The organism is Allomuricauda ruestringensis DSM 13258 (assembly GCF_000224085.1).
GTDB classification, from domain to species: Bacteria; Bacteroidota; Bacteroidia; order Flavobacteriales; family Flavobacteriaceae; genus Flagellimonas; species Flagellimonas ruestringensis.
On record NC_015945.1, the window covers coordinates 1181264 to 1205467 of the forward strand.

Annotated in this window: 20 protein-coding genes; 13 read left to right on the top strand and 7 right to left on the bottom strand. The window is 42.5% G+C overall.

Going from position 1 to position 24204, the window contains the following annotated elements; translation table 11 throughout:
* Positions 1-98: 98 nt before the first annotated feature.
* The 5 genes from MURRU_RS05325 (at position 99) to MURRU_RS05345 (ending at position 8856) form a co-directional block, all read left to right on the top strand.
* The gene (locus MURRU_RS05325) at positions 99-2885 is read left to right on the top strand and encodes a TonB-dependent receptor (protein WP_014032405.1); all 2787 of its coding nucleotides are present in this window, start codon (positions 99-101) and stop codon (positions 2883-2885) included.
* A 162-nt stretch (positions 2886-3047) separates the two neighbouring features.
* A complete protein-coding gene (gene atpD / locus MURRU_RS05330; protein ID WP_014032406.1) occupies positions 3048-4556 on the top strand; it encodes a F0F1 ATP synthase subunit beta in 1509 nt (502 codons plus the stop codon).
* A 27-nt stretch (positions 4557-4583) separates the two neighbouring features.
* A complete protein-coding gene (locus tag MURRU_RS05335) occupies positions 4584-4862 on the top strand; it encodes a F0F1 ATP synthase subunit delta/epsilon (protein WP_014032407.1) in 279 nt (92 codons plus the stop codon).
* Between the two features lie 261 nt (positions 4863-5123).
* Positions 5124-6482, top strand: coding sequence for a DNA repair protein RadA (radA, locus tag MURRU_RS05340; RefSeq protein WP_014032408.1), 1359 nt, complete (start codon positions 5124-5126; stop codon positions 6480-6482).
* Positions 6483-6699: 217 nt separating this feature from the next.
* Complete coding sequence (locus MURRU_RS05345) at positions 6700-8856, top strand: outer membrane protein assembly factor BamB family protein (RefSeq protein WP_014032409.1); 2157 nt, start codon at positions 6700-6702, stop codon at positions 8854-8856.
* Between the two features lies 1 nt (position 8857).
* On the opposite strand, the gene MURRU_RS05350 is transcribed toward MURRU_RS05345, so the two are convergent.
* On the bottom strand, positions 8858-9898 hold the full coding sequence (locus tag MURRU_RS05350; RefSeq protein ID WP_014032410.1) for an NADP(H)-dependent aldo-keto reductase: 1041 nt from the start codon (positions 9896-9898) through the stop codon (positions 8858-8860).
* 60 nt (positions 9899-9958) lie between these two features.
* On the bottom strand, positions 9959-10723 hold the full coding sequence (locus MURRU_RS05355; protein ID WP_014032411.1) for an exodeoxyribonuclease III: 765 nt from the start codon (positions 10721-10723) through the stop codon (positions 9959-9961).
* Positions 10724-10858: 135 nt separating this feature from the next.
* Here MURRU_RS05355 and MURRU_RS05360 point away from each other — a divergent pair, with 135 nt between their 5' ends.
* The 4 genes from MURRU_RS05360 to MURRU_RS05375 all read left to right on the top strand — a co-directional run bounded on the left by MURRU_RS05360 (position 10859) and on the right by MURRU_RS05375 (position 15137).
* Positions 10859-11413, top strand: coding sequence for a cysteine hydrolase family protein (locus MURRU_RS05360; RefSeq protein ID WP_014032412.1), 555 nt, complete (start codon positions 10859-10861; stop codon positions 11411-11413).
* Between the two features lie 34 nt (positions 11414-11447).
* Positions 11448-12551 carry a Gfo/Idh/MocA family protein gene (locus tag MURRU_RS05365; protein WP_014032413.1) on the top strand — a complete coding sequence of 368 codons (1104 nt, stop codon included), beginning with the start codon at positions 11448-11450 and terminating at the stop codon, positions 12549-12551.
* 116 nt (positions 12552-12667) lie between these two features.
* Positions 12668-14644, top strand: a complete 1977-nt coding sequence (locus MURRU_RS05370; protein WP_245545065.1) for a TonB-dependent receptor family protein — start codon at positions 12668-12670, stop codon at positions 14642-14644.
* Between the two features lie 10 nt (positions 14645-14654).
* Positions 14655-15137: a GyrI-like domain-containing protein gene (locus MURRU_RS05375; protein WP_014032415.1), complete on the top strand. Its 483-nt coding sequence runs from the start codon at positions 14655-14657 to the stop codon at positions 15135-15137.
* Between the two features lie 167 nt (positions 15138-15304).
* On the opposite strand, the gene MURRU_RS05380 is transcribed toward MURRU_RS05375, so the two are convergent.
* A complete protein-coding gene (locus MURRU_RS05380) occupies positions 15305-15523 on the bottom strand; it encodes a hypothetical protein (protein ID WP_014032417.1) in 219 nt (72 codons plus the stop codon).
* A 169-nt stretch (positions 15524-15692) separates the two neighbouring features.
* On the opposite strand from MURRU_RS05380, the gene MURRU_RS05385 reads away from it, so the two are divergent.
* Positions 15693-16205: a DUF3124 domain-containing protein gene (locus MURRU_RS05385; protein WP_014032418.1), complete on the top strand. Its 513-nt coding sequence runs from the start codon at positions 15693-15695 to the stop codon at positions 16203-16205.
* Between the two features lie 104 nt (positions 16206-16309).
* The gene (locus MURRU_RS05390) at positions 16310-17977 is read left to right on the top strand and encodes a formate--tetrahydrofolate ligase (RefSeq protein ID WP_014032419.1); all 1668 of its coding nucleotides are present in this window, start codon (positions 16310-16312) and stop codon (positions 17975-17977) included.
* A 3-nt stretch (positions 17978-17980) separates the two neighbouring features.
* Here MURRU_RS05390 and MURRU_RS05395 read toward each other — a convergent pair whose 3' ends face one another.
* On the bottom strand, positions 17981-19522 hold the full coding sequence (locus tag MURRU_RS05395; protein WP_014032420.1) for a glycine--tRNA ligase: 1542 nt from the start codon (positions 19520-19522) through the stop codon (positions 17981-17983).
* Between the two features lie 36 nt (positions 19523-19558).
* On the bottom strand, positions 19559-20455 hold the full coding sequence (locus tag MURRU_RS05400) for a hypothetical protein (protein WP_014032421.1): 897 nt from the start codon (positions 20453-20455) through the stop codon (positions 19559-19561).
* Positions 20456-20504: 49 nt separating this feature from the next.
* Between MURRU_RS05400 and MURRU_RS05405 the strand changes: the two genes are divergently transcribed.
* Both MURRU_RS05405 and MURRU_RS05410 read left to right on the top strand, forming a co-directional pair.
* Positions 20505-21200: a ComF family protein gene (locus MURRU_RS05405; RefSeq protein ID WP_148261481.1), complete on the top strand. Its 696-nt coding sequence runs from the start codon at positions 20505-20507 to the stop codon at positions 21198-21200.
* Between the two features lie 86 nt (positions 21201-21286).
* Positions 21287-22885, top strand: coding sequence for an Ig-like domain-containing protein (locus tag MURRU_RS05410; RefSeq protein WP_313777680.1), 1599 nt, complete (start codon positions 21287-21289; stop codon positions 22883-22885).
* On the opposite strand, the gene MURRU_RS05415 is transcribed toward MURRU_RS05410, so the two are convergent.
* On the bottom strand, positions 22869-23645 hold the full coding sequence (locus tag MURRU_RS05415) for an amidohydrolase (RefSeq protein ID WP_014032424.1): 777 nt from the start codon (positions 23643-23645) through the stop codon (positions 22869-22871). The genes MURRU_RS05410 and MURRU_RS05415 overlap by 17 nt on opposite strands.
* On the bottom strand, positions 23646-24122 hold the full coding sequence (locus tag MURRU_RS05420) for an ankyrin repeat domain-containing protein (protein ID WP_014032425.1): 477 nt from the start codon (positions 24120-24122) through the stop codon (positions 23646-23648). It abuts the gene before it with no gap.
* Positions 24123-24204: the final 82 nt, after the last annotated feature.

Here is a 24204-nt window from a genome sequence, read left to right on the forward strand (position 1 = left end):
ATTTTTTTCAAATTTGTATAATCAAAATAAAAAAAAATGTATCTTCCCGATTGATACTTAACATGCACAATAACTAAATTAACTCTAATCCATAGCAAATGAAAAAACTTATGTTTCTTTCCCTAATGCTGTTGGGTTTGGCAACTTATGGTCAGACCACCGTACAGGGAAAGGTAGTTGATGAAAATAACGAGCCCATACCGGGAGCCAATGTGGTCTTGGTTGGGAAAGCAGAAGGAACCACTACGGACTTTGATGGAAATTTTACCTTTAATACTGATGAAGAGCCCCCTTTTCAGCTTCAATTTTCCAGTATAGGTTTCTCGGATTTTACAGCGAATGTCACTTCAAACAACCAGACACTTACTATTACACTTTCGGAAGCTAACACCCTGTTGGACGAAATTGTGATTTCAGCTTCAAGAACTCCCGAACGTATTTTTGAGTCTCCCGTATCCGTTGAAAGATTTGGTCTTAGGGAAATTAAAAACACTACGGCAGAATCCTTTTATGGTGGTCTTCAAAACTTGAAGGGAGTGGATATTAATACAAACAGTTTAACGTTTCAATCCGTGAACACCAGAGGTTTTGCAACCTTTGCCAACAACCGATTTTTACAGTTGGTAGATGGAATGGACAACACCGCCCCCGGACTTAACTTTGTTTTGGGTAACCTTGTGGGGATGTCGGAGCTGGATGTGCAGAGCGTGGAAATCCTTCCAGGAGCTTCCTCCGCTTTGTATGGAGCAGGTGCTTTTAACGGTATACTGTTCATGAGAAGTAAAAACCCGTTCGATTTTCAAGGGATAAGTGCCTACGCCAAAGGCGGGGTAACCACCCAAGACGCTGCGGGAAGCAATTTTTATAAAGATTTTGGAGTGCGTGCGGCCCACGCATTCAGCGATAAAGTAGCCGTTAAGGCAAACCTATCGGTTCTGACCGGTGAGGATTGGCATGCCAACAGCAGAGCGGATTTGAACAATCCGGGAGCCGACCGTTCCAATCCAGCCTACGACGGATTAAATGTGTACGGTGATGAGGTTTCGGATTTAATAAATTTCGACTCATTTGCAGGGTTGCCTAGTGGTACCATAGGTTCAGCGGTGGTTTCCAGAACAGGGTATGATGAAGCCGATTTGGCCGACTATGGTGCGGAAAGTGTAAAAGCGGATTTTGCATTGCATTACAGGCCCTTTGCAGATGATTTGGAAGTGATTCTTAACAGTAGAATTGGTCGCGGCACCACCATTTATCAAGGAGCTAACCGGTATGCGGTAAGTGGGTTTACCATGCAGCAGCACAAGTTGGAAATCAAGAACGATAATTTCTTTTTAAGGGGATACATTGTTTCCGAAAACTCGGGCGATGCTTACGATACTCGTTTTGCAGCAATCAATGTGAACAGACTTTGGAAGAGAGATATACCAAATCCAAGTAACCCGAATGAAAGATCATGGTTTGGCGATTACATAGGGACATATATACCTACATTTTTAGGACTTTTTCAGCAAGGAACTTCCCGTGAGGATGCATCTGTACAAGCACATGCCGCGGCAAGAGCTTATGCAGATGAAGGAAGATTGATTCCCGGGACACCAGCGTTTGAAAGTGCATTCAATAAGGTTATCAATGATGGGGACTTAACCACAGGGGCAAAGTTCATTGATAAAACCAAATTCCGTCACGTAAACGGTAATTACAATATTGCCCACCTGATAGATGATTGGGCCGATATTCAAATCGGAGGTTCGTTCAGGGAATATGAGTTGAATTCCAATGGAACCATTTTTACAGATATTGATGGTCCCATCAAATACAACGAGTACGGAGCCTACCTTCAAGTACAGAAGAAATTTTTGGATGACCGTTTAAAATTTACAGGTTCTGCCCGTTATGATAAAAATGAATTTTTTGATGGATTTCTTTCGCCAAGAGTTTCTTTTGCCTACACCTTGGGAGAAGAAAGAAACCATAACCTTAGGGTTTCAGTACAGCAAGGGTTTAGAAATCCAACAACACAGGACTTGTTCATTGGTTTAAATGCAGGACGTGCTATTTTGGTAGGTTCCGCACCATCAAACTTGGACAGGGATGTGAGAACATTTGATATAAGTGAGAAAGCTCAGGAGGATCTTGGTCAACCCGCTACAGTGGAAATTGTAGGTCGTGAAGCCTATGAAAATGCCTATTCCGTAAGTTCCTTACAAGCTGGAGCTCCTGAAGTAGTCAATACACCACTTGTTAAACCCGAGGAAATCATAGCTTATGAAGCAGGTTATCGTGGGCAAGTGGGTAAGTTCACCATTGACTTGAGCGGATACTACAATAGCTATTCCGACTTTTTGGCCAATACCACCACAGCTGTTCCTTTTTATGGTGAAGCAGGAGATGGAGGTCTTTCCTTGTTGGCACTTCAGAACGGAGATTACCAAGTGTATCAAACCTATACCAATTCCGAGGCAGATATCAATTCCTACGGAGGTACCGTTGGTGTAGATACCAAACTTGGAAACTTTGACCTTGGGGTCAACTACACATTCGCCGAATTGGACATTGATGAAGGTAAATATCCAGATTTGAGAACTAACTTTAATACTCCAAAGCACAAGGTAAAAGCTTCTTTCGGGAATGCAGCGCTTTTCAAAAACTTTGGTTTTAACGTAAACTACCGTTGGAGTGACAGTTATTACTGGGAAGCTTCGTTTGCCGATGGCAATATTCCAGCATACACTGTGTTGGATGCCCAAATCAACTATTCGGTTCCATCCATCAAATCTGTTTTTAAACTTGGTGGATCCAATCTTTTGGGTGATGAATACTACACGGCAATCGGTACAGGATTTATCGGTTCCATATACTATTTATCTTGGAGCATAAATCCCTAAACAACAGTAGGCAAGCAAAAGAAAAGGCGTTGGATTTTCCAGCGCCTTTTTTCTTTAAAAAAAAGCTGAAATGGGTTTCTGAATAAAAATGTAAAAGCATATCTTTGCAGCCGAAAAAATAGCGGTCATTTTCCGCGTATTCAATTATAAATAAACATACTAATGTCTAAAGTAACAGGTAAGGTTGCCCAAATTATAGGCCCGGTCATTGATGTTGAGTTTGAATCAGGGGTAGTAATCCCAAGAATTTATGACTCCCTTGAAATAGCAAAAGCTGATGGCTCAAAATTGGTTTTGGAAGTACAATCACACATTGGTGAGAATACCGTAAGAACCATCTCTATGGACTCTACCGATGGTTTGAGCAGGGGTGTAGAGGTAGTAGCTACCGGAAATCCAATTCAAATGCCAATTGGCGAAGATGTTTACGGACGTCTTTTCAATGTGATCGGTGACGCCATCGATGGTATGGAAAACTTACCTAAAACTGGAGACAATGGTCTTCCAATTCACCGTGAAGCACCAAAATTTGAAGACCTTTCCACTTCAACAGAAGTACTTTTTACGGGTATTAAAGTAATCGACCTTATCGAGCCTTATGCAAAAGGTGGTAAAATTGGATTGTTCGGTGGTGCCGGGGTTGGTAAAACGGTATTGATTCAGGAGTTGATCAACAACATTGCAAAAGGTCACGGTGGTTTGTCCGTGTTCGCAGGTGTTGGTGAACGTACCCGTGAAGGAAACGATTTGCTTCGTGAGATGTTGGAATCCGGAATTATAAAATACGGGGACGATTTCTTGCACTCCATGGAAGAAGGAGGATGGGATTTATCCAAAGTAGACAAAAGCGCCATGAAGGAATCCAAGGCAACCTTTGTGTTCGGTCAGATGAACGAACCACCGGGAGCACGTGCTCGTGTTGCATTGTCTGGATTGACCATTGCAGAATATTTCCGTGATGGATCGGGAGAAGGACAAGGAAAAGACGTTCTTTTCTTTGTTGATAACATTTTCCGTTTTACTCAAGCAGGTTCCGAGGTATCTGCACTTTTAGGTCGTATGCCATCTGCGGTGGGTTATCAACCAACATTGGCAACAGAAATGGGTGCCATGCAAGAAAGGATTACATCAACAAAAAGAGGTTCCATTACATCGGTGCAGGCGGTTTACGTACCTGCGGATGACTTGACGGATCCAGCACCAGCCACAACATTTGCTCACTTGGATGCCACAACCGTACTTTCCCGTAAAATTGCCGAGCTGGGTATTTATCCTGCTGTGGATCCTTTGGATTCCACTTCTAGGATTTTGACCCCTGAAATTTTGGGTAAAGAACACTACGACTGTGCACAACGTGTAAAAGAGTTGTTGCAACGTTATAAAGAGCTTCAGGATATTATCGCCATCTTGGGTATGGAGGAACTTTCTGAAGAAGATAAATTGGCCGTAGGTAGGGCAAGACGTGTACAACGCTTCTTGTCACAGCCATTCCACGTAGCAGAACAGTTTACCGGTATTCCTGGGGTGTTGGTTGACATTAAAGAGACTATTAAAGGATTTAACATGATCATGGACGGTGAACTAGATCACTTGCCAGAATCTGCCTTCAACCTTAAAGGTACCATCGAAGAAGCTATCGAGGCTGGAGAGAAAATGTTGGCGGAAGCCTAAACAAGTCATGACTCATAACTAGAAAACATGTATTTAGAAATAGTATCACCCGAAGCTACCTTATTCTCAGGCGATGTAACTGCGGTTACCGTTCCTGGTATAAATGGCGAGTTCCAAATGCTGGAGAACCACGCACCTGTTGTTTCTTTGTTGCAAAAGGGAAACGTAAAAGTAAAGGGCAACATCTCTATAGATGAAGCCTTTGCCGATAAGTTTTCCAAAGGAAAAAATGGAGAAACTGTTTTGGCAATCACAAGCGGTACTGTTGAGATGAAGGACAATAAAGTAATTGTTCTGGCCGATTAAAAAATAAATTCTTGGTTAACCTGAAATAGGTTGACAGATTTAATGAACTTTAGATTAATCCTGTGAAGCTAGCTTCACAGGATTTTTTGTTGCTATAAAGTTAAATGTTATCATATTCAGTGCTGACAAAATAAAATTGCTTTTAAAACCAGTGTTAATAAATTATTTTTTAGGTTAACAGGACTTTATACGGTTTGGGATAACTTACACAAATCGGATAACATCCAAAAATCCATATCTTAGACCCTTCATTTATTTTTAATGGCCAAAACCAAAACAGCATTTTTTTGTCAAAACTGTGGAACCCAATTCCCAAAATGGATTGGGCAATGTTCCTCTTGCAAGGAGTGGAACACCATTGTGGAAGAAGTGGTCCAAAAAGAAGACAAAAAAAGTTGGAAGACCAACAAAACTGCCAAACAAGCCAACAAACCCCTACGTGTTTCCGAAATTACACAAGAAAAAGAACTCCGACTGGATACCTTGGACCAAGAGTTCAATCGTGTTTTGGGAGGTGGATTGGTACCGGGTTCGCTTACTTTACTGGGAGGAGAACCAGGTATTGGAAAAAGTACCTTGTTGCTTCAAATTGCGTTAAAACTACCCTACAAAATTCTATATGTTTCGGGGGAAGAAAGTCAACGGCAGATAAAAATGCGAGCCGATCGTATTCAACCCAACAGCGAAAATTGCTACATCCTTACCGAAACCAAAACCCAAAACATTTTTCAGCAAATATCGACCATTGAGCCCGATTTGGTCGTAATAGATTCCATACAAACGCTGCACACCGATTATATCGAATCTGCGGCAGGAAGCATTTCACAAATCCGTGAAAGCACCGCAGAGCTCATCAAATTTGCAAAAGAGAGCCATACACCTGTTATTTTAGTGGGGCACATCACTAAAGATGGCACCATTGCAGGACCTAAGATTCTGGAGCACATGGTGGATACCGTTCTTCAGTTTGAAGGTGACCGTAATTACGTGTATCGTATCCTTCGTTCCCTCAAAAACCGATTTGGTTCCACAGCCGAACTGGGTATTTACGAAATGCAAGGAAGTGGTTTACGTGAAGTGAACAATCCGTCCGAAGTGTTGATCTCCAAAAATGAGGAAGACCTGAGCGGTACTGCCATTGCGGCAACTGTTGAAGGTATGAGACCTTTGCTTATTGAAATCCAAGCTTTGGTAAGTACAGCCGTTTACGGAACACCACAGCGTTCTGCTACAGGTTTCAATGCCAAAAGATTGAACATGCTTTTGGCCGTTTTGGAAAAGCGGGCAGGTTTTAAATTGGGTGCCAAGGATGTTTTCTTGAACATTACAGGCGGAATTTCCGTAGATGATCCCGCAATTGATTTGGCAGTTATGGGCGCCATCCTATCCAGCAATTCGGACATCGCCATTGAAAAAGGCGTTTGTTTTGCCGCGGAAGTTGGACTTGCTGGCGAAATTAGACCCGTGCAGCGAGTAGATCAGCGTATTCTTGAAGCTGAAAAATTGGGTTTTTCGACCATATTTATCTCCAAAAACAACAAAATCGGTTTAAAAAAGACAGGTATTCAGGTCCGGAAAGTCTCAAAAATTGAAGATGTTGTCGCCCATCTATTCGGATAATCTTTCTTTTTGATGGTTTATTTATATATTTAAAAAATCCAATTGTCCGCAATCAATCATATAAACAAAAAGTTGTCAGGTCGAGACTTCATTTCTATAGCGTTGGGTCTAATAACTTCTCGACTTAAGTTTATCTTGAACGGAGTCGAAAGGCTCGAAGAGACAGGGTATCATGATTGATTACGAATATTCAATTAAAAAAACCTTAAAACTGCACATGAAAAGATATTTCCTTCTTCTTTGCTTAGCCCTATTGACTTCCTGTTCCGAACCAAAACCCAACTCAGCCAACAAACCCTATTTCACCACTTGGGAACATTATTTGGGAGACCCCGAACGAACACATTTTTCCAATCTTGATCAAATCGACACTTCAAACGTTACACAATTAAAATTGGCATGGAGCTATAAAAGCGGAGGTCAGCAAGAAGGAAGAACAACCCAAATACAGACCAGTCCTTTAATGGTAGGCAATACCCTCTATGGCGTTAATGCAGCCATTGAATTATTCGCTATAAATGCGAAAACAGGGAAAGAAATCTGGAAATTTTCACCCAAAACCAAGGATGAATCGGGCTTGGGTCTCAATCGCGGATTAAATTATTGGAAATCGGATGGTAAAGCACCTGGTCGTATCTTTTTTTCCTCTGGGCCAAAACTGTACGCCATCAATATCGAAACGGGCGAGCCCATTACCGATTTTGGCAACAACGGCAGCATTGACCTTCGGGATGGCTTGGGCAGAGACCCCAATAAGCTGTCCGTAGTATCCAATACCCCTGGAGCCATTTTTCATAACATATTGATTCAAGGTACACGAGTAGGCGAAGGCCCCGGCTCTTCACCAGGGCACATACGGGCTTATGATGTGTTCACGGGCGAAATCCTTTGGACATTCCACACCATTCCCCAACCAGGAGAGTTTGGTTACGATACCTGGCCTGTCGAAGCCTATAAAAAAGTTGGTGGTGCCAACAGCTGGCCTGGCATGGCTTTGGACAACGAACAGGGTATTGTTTATATTCCTACGGGTTCGGCCGCTTTTGACTGGTACGGTGGCGACCGCGAAGGATCCAACCTGTTTGCCAATTCCCTGTTGGCACTAAATGCCAATACCGGGGAGCGGATTTGGCATTTTCAAATGGTACACCACGATATTTGGGACCGGGACTTGCCCGCACCACCCAACCTGGTGGATATTGTTAGGGACGGACAAACCATTCCAGCAGTAGCACAAGTAACCAAAAGTGGCCACGTATTTGTGTTCAACCGAATAACTGGAGAACCTCTGTTTCCCATAGAGGAAAAAGCCTATCCAAGTTCCACACTGCTTGGTGAAAAAGCATTCGAAACTCAACCCTTACCCTTAAAACCAGCTCCTTTTGCCCGTCAAATTTTGACAGAAGACGATTTATACGCACCGGACAGAACTGCTTTTGTTGATGATTTGGTTCAAGGGAATGAAACCAAGGACAATCCAACTGTGCTGGAAAAATTCAACTCCATTACATCACAAGGACAATTTATACCGATGGATACCACTGGAGTGATTTTATTCCCAGGGGCCGACGGTGGGGCCGAATGGGGCGGAGCGGCACTCGACCCTAGGGATGGGGTGATGTACGTTAACGCCAATGAAATGGCTTGGATCATTAAAATGAAAGAAGTTGGTAGTGATGGAAAAGGTTCCAGTGTGGGGCAAAGCTTGGCTCAAATCCATTGTGCCCGATGCCACGGTGGCGATTTACAAGGCTTGAACGGAATCCCAGAGCTTCAAAATGTGAAGTTGCGATTGGAATCCGATTCCATAAAAACCATTATCCAAAAAGGGCGTGGTGCCATGCCGGGCATGCCCAACCTTTCCGAGGAGGAAACCAATGCCATTACCGAGTTTGTTATGGGTATGGAGGAAGCCAAAGACCATAGGGTAGAAAAATTAAAAGTTGATGTGCCCTATTCCGTGGCCAGTTTTGCCAGATTTAAAGATGATAGGGGTTATCCTGTGGTAAAACCGCCATGGGGCACCTTGAATGCCATCGACCTCAACTCAGGGGAATATCTGTGGTCGGTGCCTTTGGGGCATGAAGAAAGTTTGGACGACCCCAATGTTTCCGTTTCAGGCTTGGAAAATTATGGCGGTCCTGTCGTCACCAAAGGTGGGGTGCTCTTTATTGCGGCCACAAAAGATGAAAAAATCCGTGCATTCAGCATGAAGTCGGGCAAACAACTCTGGGAAGACCAGCTTCCTGCCGGTGGTTATGCCACACCCATTACCTATCAAGTCGATGGGAAACAATACGTCGTGATTTCCTGCGGAGGAGGCAAAATGGGTACCCCTTCGGGTGATGAATACCGTGCTTATGCCTTAGAATAATTTACGGTGCGGGATTTGGAATCTCTCTATGGATTTCTTCAATCCTGTCCAACACCGCATCGGAAAGGTCTACATCGATACTGCCAATATTTTCCTTGAGCTGCTCCATACTGGTTGCCCCAATAATGTTACTGGTTAAAAAGGGTCGGGTATTAACAAAGGCCAAGGCCATTTGCACCATGCTCAAACCGTGTTCTTTGGCCAATTGGGCATATTTTTCGGTAGCTTGTACCGCCGTTTCTCCACTATACCTATTATAATTGGGAAACAATGTTACTCTTGCTTTTCTTGGCGGTATTTCGGTCAAATATTTACCGCTCAACACTCCAAATCCAAGTGGAGAATAAGCCAACAAACCTATTTGCTCACGCATGGCAACCTCGGATAGTCCAACTTCAAACAATCGGTTCAAGAGATTATATGGGTTTTGAACTGTCAGCATTCTAGGTAAAGACTGGTGCACCTTGCTCTCTTCTAAAAAACGCATGGCGCCCCACGGTGTCTCGTTGGATAGTCCTACGTGACGAATCTTGCCTTCGGCAATCAAATCGCGCAATGTTTCCAATACTTGATGGATATTATCATCCCAAACATCAACCGCATGGGCATTGTAGCCACGTTGTCCAAAATAATTGGTGTTCCGCTCCGGCCAATGGAGTTGGTACAAGTCGATATAATCGGTTTGTAAACGTTTTAAGCTGTCCTCCACAGCACTGATAATGGATTCCTTACTGAACCCCGTGTTACGAATGTGCTTCGCAGCGTGTCCAGGCCCAGCTATTTTAGATGCAAGCACCACTTTGTCCCGATTACCTGTTTTTTTGAGCCAGTTCCCTATAAACTCTTCGGTTACTGCGTACAGTTCTTTCTTGGCGGGCACTGGGTACAGCTCGGCCGTATCAAAAAAGTTTATACCTTGATCCAAGGCATAGTCCATCTGTTCATGCGCCTCATCTTCATTGTTTTGGCGGCCCCAGGTCATAGTTCCCAAACAAATTTTGGATATTCGGATATCGGTATGTGGAATTCTGGTGTATTTCATCTTTTTTGGTTTAGGACAGTTAAAGGTACTGAAACAAAAACTTCGGTCTTTACCCCAATTTTATTTTTCAAGTTCCAATAAAATGGGGCAATGGTCGCTATGTTTGGCTTCGGACAAAATCACAGAACGCTTGAGCCGATCTTCCAAGGGTTCGGCAACCATTCCATAATCCAGACGCCAGCCTTTATTGTTTGCCCTGGCATTGGCCCGATAACTCCACCACGTGTAATTATCGGGTTCTTTGTTGAAATGTCTGAAACTATCAATAAAACCACTTTCCATAAAATTGCCTATCCATTCCCGCTCCACGGGTAAAAATCCTGATACATTTTTGTTGCGAACGGGATCGTGGATGTCTATTGCCTCATGACAGATATTGTAATCCCCACAAACAATTAGGTTGGGGTGTTCTTTTCGGAGCTCCTCTGAATATATTTGAAAATCGGCCATGTAGGTCAACTTAAAATCCAAACGATCCATATTGGTGCCAGATGGCAAATACATGCTCATTACAGAGAGGTCTCCAAAATCGGCACGGATGTTTCTCCCCTCATGATCCATATAATCTATTCCCGTTCCGAATTCTACGTTATCAGGTTCATTTTTACATAGTAAAGCCACACCGCTGTATCCTTTTTTCTGGGCACTGAACCAATAGTGGTAAGGGTAACCCGCTTCCTCAAAAAGATGGGTATCCACTTGCTCTTTCATGGCCTTGGTCTCTTGCAAACAAACTACGTCTGGACCAACGGATGTCAACCAATCCACAAACCCTTTGTTCATTGCCGCCCGGATTCCGTTAACATTGTATGATATGATCTTCATATAATCAAATTTGTTCAAAAATAGCTATTGTGAACGGCTCCCTAAAATTGAATTTACCAATGGATGCATTGATGAAAAGAATCAACACCTGCTTTCTTGATGTTTTCCCGTATTTTTAGATCAAAATTCATCCTCATGACCGCACTTATTCTAATCGACACCCAACTTGGGCTACAAGAAATGAAGTATTACGGCACAGAACGAAACAATCCCGAAGCGGAAGAAAATTGTGGCAGACTACTCAAACACTTCAGAAAAAAACATTTGCCCATTTTTCATATAAAGCACAATTCGACCAACCTTAGTTCTCCCTTGCACCCCAGTAAGATGGGCAACGATTTTCATCCAGCCGTGCAACCAACGATCAACGAACCTGTATTTGAAAAAGATGTGAACAGCGCTTTTATCGGAACCCATCTGGAGGCAAGTTTAAAAGCTCAAAATATTTCCAACTTGGTGATTGCGGGACTAACCATTGAACATTGTATTTCTACCTCGGTGCGAATGGCCTCAAACCTTGGTTTTAATGTTATTTTGGTTTCTGATGCCACTGCGGCCTTTGATAAAATTGGGTTTGATGGAAAAAAATATGGTGCAGACATTATTTTTCAAACAGAAATGGCCAACTTAAAAGATGAGTTTGCAACAATTATGGACACTCGAACACTATTGAACAATCTTACCGATTAGTTCCTATCTTTATTTACTCATTAAAAATCCCATCATGTTGCGAAATATATTCATCCTCCTTTTTTGCTGTTTAAATTTTTTCTCAGGAAATGCCCAAACCAACCCCCTAAAAATAGGTATTGCAGGGCTTACCCACTCCCATGTACATTGGATTTTGGGTAGAGAAGATATTGGTGATGTTGAAATTGTTGGTATTGCGGAACCTAATCGGGAATTAGCACAACGTTATGCAAAACAACATGGTTTTTCGATGGATTTGGTCTATAATAGTTTGGAGGAAATGATTTCAGCCACCAAACCAGAGGCTGTTACTGCATTTGGAACCATTTACGGCCATTTGGAAGTTGTACAAACCTGTGCCCCCAAAGGAATTCATGTCATGGTTGAAAAACCTCTTGCCGTCAATATGCAGCACGCAAAAAAAATGAAAATATTGGCCGAAAAACATGGCATCCATTTGCTAACCAATTATGAAACAACTTGGTACCCCACAAACCACAAGGCCAAAGAGCTTCTTGAAAATGGAAAAATTGGCGATTTGCGCAAGGTAATTGTCCGCGATGGCCATCGCGGACCTGTAAAAATTGGTGTGAATCAAGAATTTTTGGATTGGCTGCAAGATCCGGTGCTCAACGGTGGTGGAGCCATAACAGATTTTGGATGTTACGGGGCCAATTTGATAACTTGGCTTAAAAAAGGGACAAAACCGAATACGGTAACCGCTGTTACCCAACAACTTCAAACCGAGAACAACCCCAAAGTGGATGATGATGCCACAATAATACTTACCTATAACGATTGTCAGGCTATACTCGAACCTTCATGGAACTGGCCCATCGGAAGAAAAGATATGGAGCTTTATGGTCTCACAGGGGCCATTTATGCCGATAACCGAAACAACCTGCGTATTCGAATTGCAGAAGGCTATGACGGATTCCATGAAGAACAAATAACCCTTGAAGAACGCACCAGTCCCTATAACGATCCATTTTCTTTATTCGCAGCAGTGATAAGGGAGGATATTCACTTAGGCCCTAATGACCTTTCTTCCTTGGAAAACAATATGACAGTTGTTGAAATACTGGATGCAGCCCGAAAAAGTGCAAAAGAAGGAAAAACAGTCACCCTAAAAAATTAATCTCACTTACTTTGAAACTATCCCATCAAAATATAAATAGATTTTTGTTTGGTCTATTTTTGTGTTGCTTTAATACAATTTCAGCTCAAAACACGCAAAAAGACTCCATTACACAATTGGATGAAATTGTCTTAACCCAAGATGCAATTCCTAAAAAAGCTACTGGCATCACTTCTTCATCAAAATTATCTACCCAAGCTTTTGAGCGGTTCAATCCTACGGACATCCCCTCTGCCATCAACCAGATTTCGGGTGTGTACATCCTATCTGGGGCCATCAATACCAACCGTATTACCATTCGCGGCATCGGTGCAAGAACTCCCTACGGAACCAACAAGCTACGCATGTACTTTAACGGTATTCCCGTGACCAATGGCACTGGCTCCTCCACTATAGAGGCCTACGATTTTGAGAATTTGGGTGCCGTAGAGGTCATAAAAGGCCCAAAAGCCACCGCCTATGGTTCCAATCTGGGCGGTGCCATTTTGCTTGACACCAAAGCATCTGTCCAAGACAAGACCCAACTCATTAATTCGTTCACGGTAGGGTCTTATAACATGCTCAAGGATAACTTGACATTCTCCCATTCGGAGGAAGGTTTTAACTTCAGTTTGAGTTACAATCATTTGGAAACTGATGGATACCGACAGAACAGTCAGTTCCAACGTGATGGTTTACTGCTGAACGCCCAGTTCCAAACAGGACAAAAAAGCAGCATGGCTCTTCTGGTGAACTATATCGACTACACAGCACATATTCCAAGTTCCATCAACCAAACAGATTTTGAAGAAGACCCCACGAGGGCACCATCAAATTGGTTGGAATCACAGGGTTTTGAGGCCAATAAATATATTTTAACAGGCCTGTCGCACACCTATCGGTTTTCCGAACACCTCCAAAATACCACAAGTGTTTTCTACACCTATTTGGATCATTATGAGCCAAGGCCTTTCAATATTTTGGATGAGTTTACCAACGGATTTGGCCTACGGAGCCGTTTTGCAGGCAACTTGGGCAAAGCACAGTTCACCTTTGGTGGCGAATTCTATAAGGATGAATACCATTGGGGCACTTTTGAAAATCTGTATGAAGAAAATAATGGCAACGGTAGTTTACAAGGAACTCAATTGAGCAATAATACAGAGTTTAGGCGACAGTTCAACCTTTTTGGGACGCTTACCTACCCTTTCGCAAAAAATCTCTCCGCCCAATTGGGGTTGAACTTGAACAAGACCCATTACGATTTTAGGGACTTGTTCAACCAGGGAGAGGCCAACGCCTCGGCAGAACGTGATTTTGATGTGATTTTGCTCCCAAATCTTGGGCTCAACTATCAATTAAAAAACGGGAAAATCTATGCGAACATAAGTAGGGGCTTTTCCAATCCCAGTTTGGAAGAAACACTCACTCCAGAAGGAGTCATCAACCCGGACATTGCCCAAGAAACGGGAACAAATTATGAGTTGGGCAGCGAGTGGACACTGTTCCAAAAAAGGCTTTCCGCCAACATTGCCCTATACCGAATGAACGTGAAAAACCTGTTGGTGGCCCAACGTGTGGGAGAGGACCAATATATTGGCAGAAATGCCGGGAAAACCCGTCACCAAGGGCTTGAGCTGGACTTGCAATACCGAGGAAAGCTATCACGGTCGGTTAGCTTTTCCCCATATTTAAGCTATACGCTGAACGATCATAGTTTTGTGGATTTTGTGGACGGGGACAATGATTATTCGGGCAATCCACTCACCGGGGTACCAAAACATCGGTTAAGCTCGGGGGTCGACCTTCAACATGCCAATGGGTTACAGCTGAACCTGACCCATCAGTTTGTGGACGAAATCCCCCTAACGGATGCCAATTCGGCGAGTAGCAGCTCCTTTAATGTGTTCCATGCCAAGTTGGGATTCCGTACCTCACTTTCGTCGCATATCAGTTTAGGACTGAATGCGGGAATCAACAATATTTTTGACAGTAATTATGCCCAATCCGTATTGATTAATGCCGTTGGTTTTGGAGACGCACAACCCAGATATTATTACCCAGGAAATGCACGTAATTATTTTGGGGGGGTGCAATTAAACTATGTTTTTTAAATTTTGATGAATGGTACCAAGAATAGAAACCCTACTTCCTACTAAATTAATTGGCAAAAAACTGAGCACATCTTTCGCCAATGATAAAACTTTTGAGCTTTGGCGTAGTTTTTCACCAAGGAAAAAGGAAATCAAAAATCCCATAAATGATGACCTTTATTCGGTCGAGATTTATCCCGACACTTCTTTTTTTCAAAATTTTGACCCCGCCCAAGTATTTGAAAAATGGGCCACCATTGCTGTATCAGATTTTGACCAAATTCCCGACGGCATGGAGACCTTGACGATTCCTTCAGGAAAATACGCCGTGTTTCCATACAAAGGAAAACCAAGCGAGGCCATGGAAACCTTCAGGTATATTTATGCCGATTGGCTCCCAAATTCGGAATATGAAATGGATAGCAGGCCCTACCTTGCACTAATGGGAGCCAAATACAAAGGAGAGCACCCCGAATCCGAAGAAGAGTTTTGGGTGCCCATCAAGAAAAAATAAACCACCATGGATTTGAAATCCATGGTTTTAAAGAAAAGAATGAAATTCTTCGTCATCTGGTATCAGGTCCTCCCTTGATCCCTCCAAAGGAGGGAAACCTCTCCCCTTGGGGAGACTGGAGAGGGGATCATCCATAAAGTTTTTAGAAACTAAAGTAACTACAATTTTTAACCCAAAAATTTCTTCATCCCTCTCAACATCAACACCACATCCCTTAGTTCCCTTTGCTCAAAATTTCCTTCTTCCACATAAAATAACATTTCCACGGCCAAATCTAAGTAATAGACCAATTCCTCGGGAGTACCATAGGTATCGGTAAGCCATTCTTGGAGCTGTGCGATTTGGGTTTGGTTCAACATAAAGGCAAAATACCACTCAATTTTCATTTTTGTTACTACGAATTAGTAGCTTTCCCGTCACCCTGAAACTTGCCTGCCGATGGTAGGTTGGGCATGAGGAAAACTCGGTTCCTCTATACTTTTCCTTCGGAAAAACTCGAACGGTTGGATTTTGAATATCTACCATTTCGTATCTTAGTCAGTACATAGACACATCATGAAGAATATTGTCCTATTTGTTTTTTTACTTCTGATTTTTTCCTGTACCGAAAAAAACAAGAAAGAAGTTAGTTCCATCGATCCTGTAAACTGGAGCAATCGCACGGCCCATATCTCCGAACAAGATTCCTTGGTGAATGGCATTTCGTATCTCTCCGTGTATTCCGAGATTTATAGTGAAACCGAACACCGTACCCACAACCTTACCAGTACCATAAGTATGCGCAATACCAACCTGAGAGATACCATCTACATCCATAAAGCCGAGTATTTTGATACCAAGGGCAATCCCATCAGAACTTATTTTGATGAGCCCATCTACATAAAGCCCATGGAAACCGTTGAAATTGTGATTGATGAAAAGGATAAATCAGGCGGAACAGGTGCCAACTTTCTTTTTCAATGGTCCATAAAACCCACTTCCCACGAACCTTATTTTGAAGGGGTCATGATTTCCACCTCGGGACAGCAAGGTTTATCTTTTACCACCGAAGGTAGAAGAGTGGAATAATCCTCACGGACCTACAAATATCATAGTTTTACTCCCTCGATTATGTATCTTGTATAGCAATTACGGGAAGGATACATGCTTTCCTTGCGCATAAAAACTAAACTATGAACGATTTACAAATCGCCAAAGGTGTTTCTTTGAAACACATATCCACCATTGCAGAAAAATTTGGAATCGACCCGGAACACATTGAAATGTTCGGGAAATACAAGGCCAAACTTCCTCTTAAGGCCATTAACCGAGACAAAGCCAAAAACAGTAATTTAATTTTGGTATCGGCCATTTCCCCAACCCCAGCTGGCGAGGGAAAAACTACCATGTCCATAGGCCTTTCCGAAGGATTGAACCGTTTGGGCAAAAAATCAACCGTGGTATTGCGGGAACCATCGCTAGGCCCAGTTTTTGGAATCAAGGGAGGTGCTACAGGAGGCGGCTATTCCCAAGTATTGCCCATGGAGGACATCAACCTGCACTTTACGGGCGATTTTGCCGCCATTGAAAAGGCGCACAACCTCTTATCGGCCATTATTGACAACAATATTCAGAGTAAGACCAATTCTTTACGATTGGACCCGAGAACCATTGGTTGGAAACGGGTAATGGATATGAACGACCGTTCCCTGCGTCACGTGATTGTTGGGCTCGGCGGTACAACCTCGGGCGTACCAAGGGAAACAGGTTTTGATATTACTGCCGCTTCTGAGATTATGGCCATTCTCTGTTTAGCAGAAAGTCTTAGCAACCTAAAAGAGCGATTGGGAAATATTTTTGTGGGGTATACTTTTGATAAAAAGCCTATCTACGCCAAAGATTTAAAAGCGGAAGGTGCCATGGCCGCCTTGTTGAAGGATGCCATTAAACCTAATTTGGTACAAACCATTGAAGGCAACCCAGCCATTATTCACGGAGGGCCTTTTGCCAATATAGCCCAGGGAACCAACTCTGTACTCGCTACTTTGATGGGAATGTCTCATTCTGATTACACCGTTACGGAAGCAGGATTTGGATTTGACTTAGGGGCTGAAAAATTCTTCGACATCAAATGCCAAAGCGCTGGTTTAAAGCCCAAGGCCGTTGTGCTTACCACAACTATTCGTGCCTTAAAATACCATGGTGGCGCAGATTTAAAATCGTTGACCGAACCCAATGTTGAAGCTTTGAAAAGAGGCTTGCCGAATTTGGAAAAGCATTTGGAAAACATCGCTAAATTCAAAGTGATTCCCGTGATTGCCATCAATAAATTTATCTCAGATACCGATGAAGAGATTGGGGCAATCAAAGCATTTGCGGCATCTAAAGGTGTTCGAGTAGCCGTTGCCAATGTTTGGGAGAAGGGCGGTGAAGGTGCAGAAGATTTGGCTAAATCCGTAATTGAGATTGTAGCATCCGATGCATCCAAGTTCCAACCTCTTTACGATTGGAAATCCAGCGTAAAAGACAAAATAGCCACTATTGCCACCGAAATTTATGGTGCGGAATACGTGGATTACACCGTGAAGGCCAAAGCTGACCTGAGAAAAATCGCAGACCTTGGTTTAGATCAATTGCCCGTTTGCATTGCCAAGACCCAAAAGTCACTATCGGACAATCCTAAATTATTGGGCAGGCCTAAAGATTTTATCATCACCGTGCGAGAGATTGAAATTGCTGTTGGGGCAGGTTTCCTTATTCCGATAACGGGCAACATTATGCGTATGCCCGGATTACCAGCACATCCATCATCCGAAGGTATCGACATTAACGATGACGGAGAAATTACAGGCCTCTTCTAAACCTTAGATTTTTTGTAACCAGTAGCGCATGTCCACTTCTTTGGAGATGATATCTTTCACCTCTGAAAGCTTTACGCGTTTTTGATCCATGGTATCCCTGTGTCTAATGGTAACTGTATCGTCTTCCAATGTTTGATGGTCCACCGTAACGCAGAAAGGCGTTCCTGCCGCATCTTGACGACGGTAACGACGCCCTACGGCATCTTTTTCATCATAATCCACATTGAAATCCCATTTTAGCTCATCCACCAATTTTTGGGCAACTTCTGGCAGTCCGTCCCTCTTCAACAATGGCAAAACGGCCACTTTGTTGGGTGCGAGCACAGCCGGAATCTTAAGTACGGTACGTGTAGAACCATTTTCGAGCTCCTCCTCTTGTAATGAATTGGAGAACACGGCCAGGAACATACGATCAAGTCCTATGGAAGTTTCCAACACATAAGGGGTGTAGCTTTTGTTCTCCTCATGGTCAAAATATTGAAGTTTCTTGCCCGAGTATTCCTCATGCTTGCCCAAGTCAAAATCGGTACGGGAATGGATTCCTTCCAATTCTTTGAACCCAAACGGGAACCTAAACTCGATATCCGAAGCTGCATCGGCATAGTGCGCCAATTTTTCATGATCATGGAAACGATAGTTGTCCTCTCCCATTCCCAAAGAAAGGTGCCACTTCATACGTTTTTCCTTCCACGCTTCGTACCATTCCATTTGAGTGCCCGGTTTTATAAAGAATTGCATTTCCATCTGTTCAAACTCCCGCATTCGGAAGATAAACTGACGGGCCACGATTTCGTTACGGAAGGCTTTACCTGTCTGGGCAATCCCAAAAGGAATTTTCATCCTTCCTGTTTTTTGGACGTTCAAAAAGTTGACAAATATCCCTTGTGCAGTTTCTGGACGAAGGTACAGGTCCATGGCGCTATCGGCAGATGCTCCCAATTTGGTTCCGAACATTAGGTTGAACTGCTTCACATCGGTCCAATTTTTAGATCCTGAAAGCGGACATGCAATCTCCAATTCCTCGATCAAGGCTTTTATATCGGCCAAATCCTCATTTTCGAGGGATTTGCCCATACGTTTTAAAATGGAATCAGCCTTTGCCTGATAATCCACCACACGCTGGTTGGTAGCAAGGAATTGTTCCTTGTCAAAGCTATCGCCAAATCTTTTGGCTGCTTTTTTCACCTCTTTCTCGATCTTGGCCTCGATCTTGGCCACATGATCCTCGATCAAAACATCGGCGCGGTATCTTTTTTTGGAATCCTTGTTATCTATTAGAGGGTCGTTAAAGGCATCCACGTGGCCAGAGGCCTTCCATGTGGTGGGGTGCATAAATATCGCCGCATCGATGCCCACAATGTTCTCATTGAGCTGCACCATGGCTTTCCACCAATATTCGCGAATGTTTTTCTTTAGCTCGGCGCCATTTTGACCATAGTCGTAAACTGCACTAAGTCCATCATAAATCTCACTGGATTGAAATACATACCCGTATTCCTTTGCGTGGGAGATAACCTTCTTAAAAATGTCTTCCTGATTTGCCATTGGGCAAAAATAGAATTTTACCCAAAAAGAAGTATGTTATTTCAGCTGAAATTCAGTGGAAGCCAGTAATCTTTCGTCTTCAAAGACATTTAGGGTATAAATTCCCTCGGGCAAAGAGCCTTCGGGTACTGTAATGGCATCACAAATACTGATTTCCTTTCCGGTATACACAATCTCTACCTTTTTGCTATATGTATTTCCGCTAACCGAAATTATATTGGCGTTGTCCTCGATAACGGCCATGTTGGGATCCAAAAACTGGAGATATAGCACTTTTATGTCCCCATCCGAGCTGGGATCGCTTAGAATGGTGACACATCCCCTCAATTTTTCGATTACAGAGGCCTTATTGGTTTTTATGGGTCTGCCTGCCCTTAACCTAAACCCACTGCCCTCAGCATCTTGTAGTTTTAAGTAGCTTTTAATTTTGAGTTCCTTGGTAAGTTCCTTATTGGTCTCGCGAAGCAAAGATTCTGTCTGTTGCATACTATTGGCCCTGCCTCGGAGTTCTTCCAACCGCTTCAAGGTTTCGTCGTACTTACTTGCCAGTAAACTGTTGTTGTATCGGAGAAAGTTGTTTTTGAGCTTGAGGCTGTCAAAACGCAACTCCAATTTACGAAGTTCCTTTCTGGTTTCCTTCAATTTGGTAATACTGAAGTTTAACCTTCCAACTGAATCAAGCAATTGTTGTACCCTGAAACGCGAAGTTTGCAATTCAATTTCGTTCACCTCGTTCAAGCCTGATAAACGGTCGACCTCTGCTCTCATCAATGTTAAATCCTTTACCAAAAGTGATTTTTCCTCCTCCAAATAGATCATTTGGTTTTTGGATTGGGCGTAGCTGTAATAAAAGGCAATAAGAATCCCCACAATTACCGCGGCCATAGCGGCAAAAATAATCTTGTAGTTGAAATTGTTATCTTGGGAACTCATGAGGTTGACAGACTACGCTAAAAATGTATAAGATTTGACACCAAAAAGGTTGGCTAAGATAATAAACGAGATTAACAACATCCTATTGCCAAGGGTATGTTTTGGATGTAATGCGCAATTATTCAGGGATGAACATGTTTTGTGTGCCGTTTGTCGACACGATGTGCCACTCACCGATTATAACTATCTGGAAGAAAATGCCGTGGACCGTATATTTTATGGTAGAATTCCGATAAAAAAAGCTGCCTCGTTCGTTTTCTTCTCAAAAAATGGATTGGTAAAAAATTTATTACACTGGCTCAAATACAAAAACCAAGAACAGATTGGAGGCTTTTTTGGGGATTGGTGCGGTGCCCAATTAAAAGAAAGTGGTCAACTCGACCATATTGATGCAGTAGTACCAGTTCCTTTACATCCCAAAAAATTAAAAAAACGCGGCTACAATCAAGTAGCCTTATTTGCGCATACAATTGCGGAAAATTTAGGTGCTGAGTATTGTGATGATTGGTTGATAAAAGTGAAAAACATAAAAACCCAGACCAAAAAAGGCCGACAAAGTCGCTGGGAAAGCTCTAAAGATGCCTTTGATCTCAATGCATCATACAGCGGAAAATTTAAGCATGTGCTTTTGGTGGACGATGTTATTACTACCGGGGCAACCATTGAGTCGTGTACACAAACACTTCTCCAACAAAAAAACATAGAGGTTTCCGTATTGAGTATGGCCATGGTGCCAGAGGGTTAAATTTTATTAATGCGTTGTCCCGTTTTTCAAATTAGTTGTTTCTTTGTTCCTCATTGGTTTTAGGCATGGTGTACTTAAAAAAATTGTTGGGACTTCTTTTTTTTGCCTTTATGGCCCTTGCTATGTGGCAATGTGCCAAACGAGGTTCCCCAAGCGGTGGTCCAAAGGATATTACACCCCCAAAACTGATACGTAGCGAACCTGAAAACTTCACCACTAATTTTAAGGCAACAAAAATACGGCTCTATTTTGATGAGCTGATCAAGCTTGAGGATGTGCAGGACCAGTTAGTGGTTTCCCCGCCGTTTAAGAACCCGGCCACCATAACTCCAATGGGGGCTCCAAGCAAGTATATTGAGGTTGTTATAAAAGATACGCTTAGAGAAAACACTACCTACACCATAAATTTTGGACAAAGTATTGTAGACAACAATGAGGGGAATCCCAATAGCTTTTTAAGCTACGTGTTCTCTACTGGAGATTATTTGGACTCCCTATCGTTATCCGGTGCCGTAAAAGATGCCGTTAACAGAAAAGCGGACGAGTTTATTAGTGTGATGCTTTACGAAATGGACAGTGCCTATACTGATTCCACCATTTACAAAGAGCCTCCGTTGTACATTACAAACACTGGCGATAGCGTTCCCTTTTTTGAATTGAGGAACCTAAAAGGTGGAAAATATGCCTTGTTTGGCTTAAAGGATGTGAACAAGAACAACATGTTCGATCAAGGGCAAGATAAAATTGGTTTTTTAGCCGACACGATTACAATTCCAACGGATTCCATTTACTTATTGAATCTATTTAGGGAACAGCCAAATTATAAGCCTTCGGTACCCAGTTTGATGGCCAACAACAAAGTTATATTCGGGTATCAAGGGGATTACAGGGATATGGTCATTGAAACTTTGACCCCGATACCCGATTCCGTAAAGAGCACTATTTTGAAGGAACGGAACAGGGATACCTTGAATTATTGGTTTACCCCGACCGATTTGGATTCCATTATATTCACGGTTAGGAATGACAAAGTCCAGATTATTGACACTTTTACAGTAAAAATGCGGGACCTTCCCATGGACTCCATGAAGCTGTCTACCTCCGTTAGCGGAAAATTTAATTTTGAGGATACCTTCAGTATTTTGGCCAATACGCCTATTGCAACATTGGACACCAACCGTGTTTCGTTAAAAGTAAGCGATTCCATTCCCGCATCGTACTCTTATGTGTTGGACAGTTTGAACAACAAAATTGATTTTGATTTTGAGGTGGAGCCGAATCAGAAATATACTTTTTCGTTTTTGCCTGGGGCTATTACCGATTTCTTTGGAGTTCAGAACGATACGTTGGCCTACAATTTATCTACAGGCAGTTTTGCAGATTATGGCAATCTAAGAATGATTTTAGGAGGCGATGTTACCTATCCTGTGATTGTGCAACTGACCAACGAAAAAGGAGAAGTGCAGCGAGAGATTGTTGCTGCCGAGTCACAATTCTTCGAATTCAACTATTTGAATCCGGGCAACTATGTAGCCCGCGTTATATTGGATAAAAATGGAAATGGCAAGTTGGATACTGGTAGCTTTCTCAAAAAAAGACAGCCCGAAGAAATAAGCTACTATCCCGGCGTTATCGAGATCAGGGCCAACTGGGAGAAGGAAGAAACCTTTATCCTATCAAATTAAAACTATCCCGATCTTCTAAAAACCTTAATTTTTTTCTTGTTTTTTCTATGTTTTCATTATCCAATGTGGCATATAGTATCTCTTCTGCTTCAGAATAGGCCAAAGGCTCCCCGAGCACGTCATACACAGCGGAATGTCCAGTGTATTCAAAGTCCACTCCATCCGTTCCTATACGGTTAACACCAATACAATAGGCCATGTTTTCAATAGCTCTTGCTTTTAGCAATGTGTCCCAAGCATTAACTCTTTTCTTGGGCCAATTGGCCACATAAATCAACACATCGTAATCCTCAGTATTTCTGGACCAAACAGGAAACCGTAAATCGTAACAAATCATGGGACAGATTCTAAATCCTTTGTATTCGAAAATCAGTTTTTCTTTTCCTGCCTCATATACTTTATCCTCACCAGCTAGTGTAAAGGTGTGTTTTTTATTGTAGATCTCTGGAGCACCCTCAGGCGAAACAAAATACAAGCGGTTAAAAAATTTGCCGTTTTCTTGAAAAATAATGCTCCCAACCATGGCCACATTATATTGTTGGGCCATTCGTCTCATCCATTCTACTGTGGCATCGGCTTCTGATTGGGCAATATTTTGCGGTTTCATGGTAAAACCTGTCGTGAACATCTCGGGCAGTACAATCAAATCCACATGACCGGGAATGGTATCAATCTTTTCCTCGAACATTTTCCTGTTTTTTACCGGATCTTCCCAGTATAAATTGGACTGAATTAAGGCAATGTTCAAAGTTGTGGGCATCTAATATTTTTTTAAAATTTCTTCCATTGCGCTATTTCCTTGTTCCAAAACAAAATCCATAACTGTTTTCCCCTTGGCGTCTTTTACGGAGGCATTTGCACCATGCTTTAGAAGAAGTTCTGCTATACTTTTACGGTTAAATGTTACGGCATAAATAAGGCAAGTTGCCCCCATGGCATTTATTTGGCTAATATTGGCTCCGGCTTTTATTAATTTTTCGGCAATGTCTGTAAACCCTTTGAAACATACCCCCATAAGAGCAGTATTTCCAGAACCGTCCAAAGCATCCACTTGGGCACCTTTGTCCAACAAAAAATCCACTATATCCTCGTATCCATAATAAGCTGCCAATATAAGTGGCGTTGAGCCTCTTTGGTCCTTAGTTTCCAAAAAATTAGGCTTCTTCCGTATCAGGTTTTGTACGGCTTCTAAATTACCGTTTCGAATTTGGTTAAAGAGTTCTTCCTTGTTGTTCATTGCTATGCAGAAAGTTATAAAAAACTGCCATAACCTTTTTCGCTACGGCAGTTTTTATTGGTATAAATTTTCTTTTTTATTT

Coding starts and splice junctions, on each gene's coding strand:
- MURRU_RS05325 (WP_014032405.1), top strand. CDS start 99: ATGAAAAAACTTATGTTTCTTTCCCTAATGCTGTTGGGTTTGGCAACT.
- atpD (WP_014032406.1), top strand. CDS start 3,048: ATGTCTAAAGTAACAGGTAAGGTTGCCCAAATTATAGGCCCGGTCATT.
- MURRU_RS05335 (WP_014032407.1), top strand. CDS start 4,584: ATGTATTTAGAAATAGTATCACCCGAAGCTACCTTATTCTCAGGCGAT.
- radA (WP_014032408.1), top strand. CDS start 5,124: ATGGCCAAAACCAAAACAGCATTTTTTTGTCAAAACTGTGGAACCCAA.
- MURRU_RS05345 (WP_014032409.1), top strand. CDS start 6,700: ATGAAAAGATATTTCCTTCTTCTTTGCTTAGCCCTATTGACTTCCTGT.
- MURRU_RS05350 (WP_014032410.1), bottom strand. CDS start 9,898: ATGAAATACACCAGAATTCCACATACCGATATCCGAATATCCAAAATT.
- MURRU_RS05355 (WP_014032411.1), bottom strand. CDS start 10,723: ATGAAGATCATATCATACAATGTTAACGGAATCCGGGCGGCAATGAAC.
- MURRU_RS05360 (WP_014032412.1), top strand. CDS start 10,859: ATGACCGCACTTATTCTAATCGACACCCAACTTGGGCTACAAGAAATG.
- MURRU_RS05365 (WP_014032413.1), top strand. CDS start 11,448: ATGTTGCGAAATATATTCATCCTCCTTTTTTGCTGTTTAAATTTTTTC.
- MURRU_RS05375 (WP_014032415.1), top strand. CDS start 14,655: ATGGTACCAAGAATAGAAACCCTACTTCCTACTAAATTAATTGGCAAA.
- MURRU_RS05380 (WP_014032417.1), bottom strand. CDS start 15,523: ATGAAAATTGAGTGGTATTTTGCCTTTATGTTGAACCAAACCCAAATC.
- MURRU_RS05385 (WP_014032418.1), top strand. CDS start 15,693: ATGAAGAATATTGTCCTATTTGTTTTTTTACTTCTGATTTTTTCCTGT.
- MURRU_RS05390 (WP_014032419.1), top strand. CDS start 16,310: ATGAACGATTTACAAATCGCCAAAGGTGTTTCTTTGAAACACATATCC.
- MURRU_RS05395 (WP_014032420.1), bottom strand. CDS start 19,522: ATGGCAAATCAGGAAGACATTTTTAAGAAGGTTATCTCCCACGCAAAG.
- MURRU_RS05400 (WP_014032421.1), bottom strand. CDS start 20,455: ATGAGTTCCCAAGATAACAATTTCAACTACAAGATTATTTTTGCCGCT.
- MURRU_RS05415 (WP_014032424.1), bottom strand. CDS start 23,645: ATGCCCACAACTTTGAACATTGCCTTAATTCAGTCCAATTTATACTGG.
- MURRU_RS05420 (WP_014032425.1), bottom strand. CDS start 24,122: ATGAACAACAAGGAAGAACTCTTTAACCAAATTCGAAACGGTAATTTA.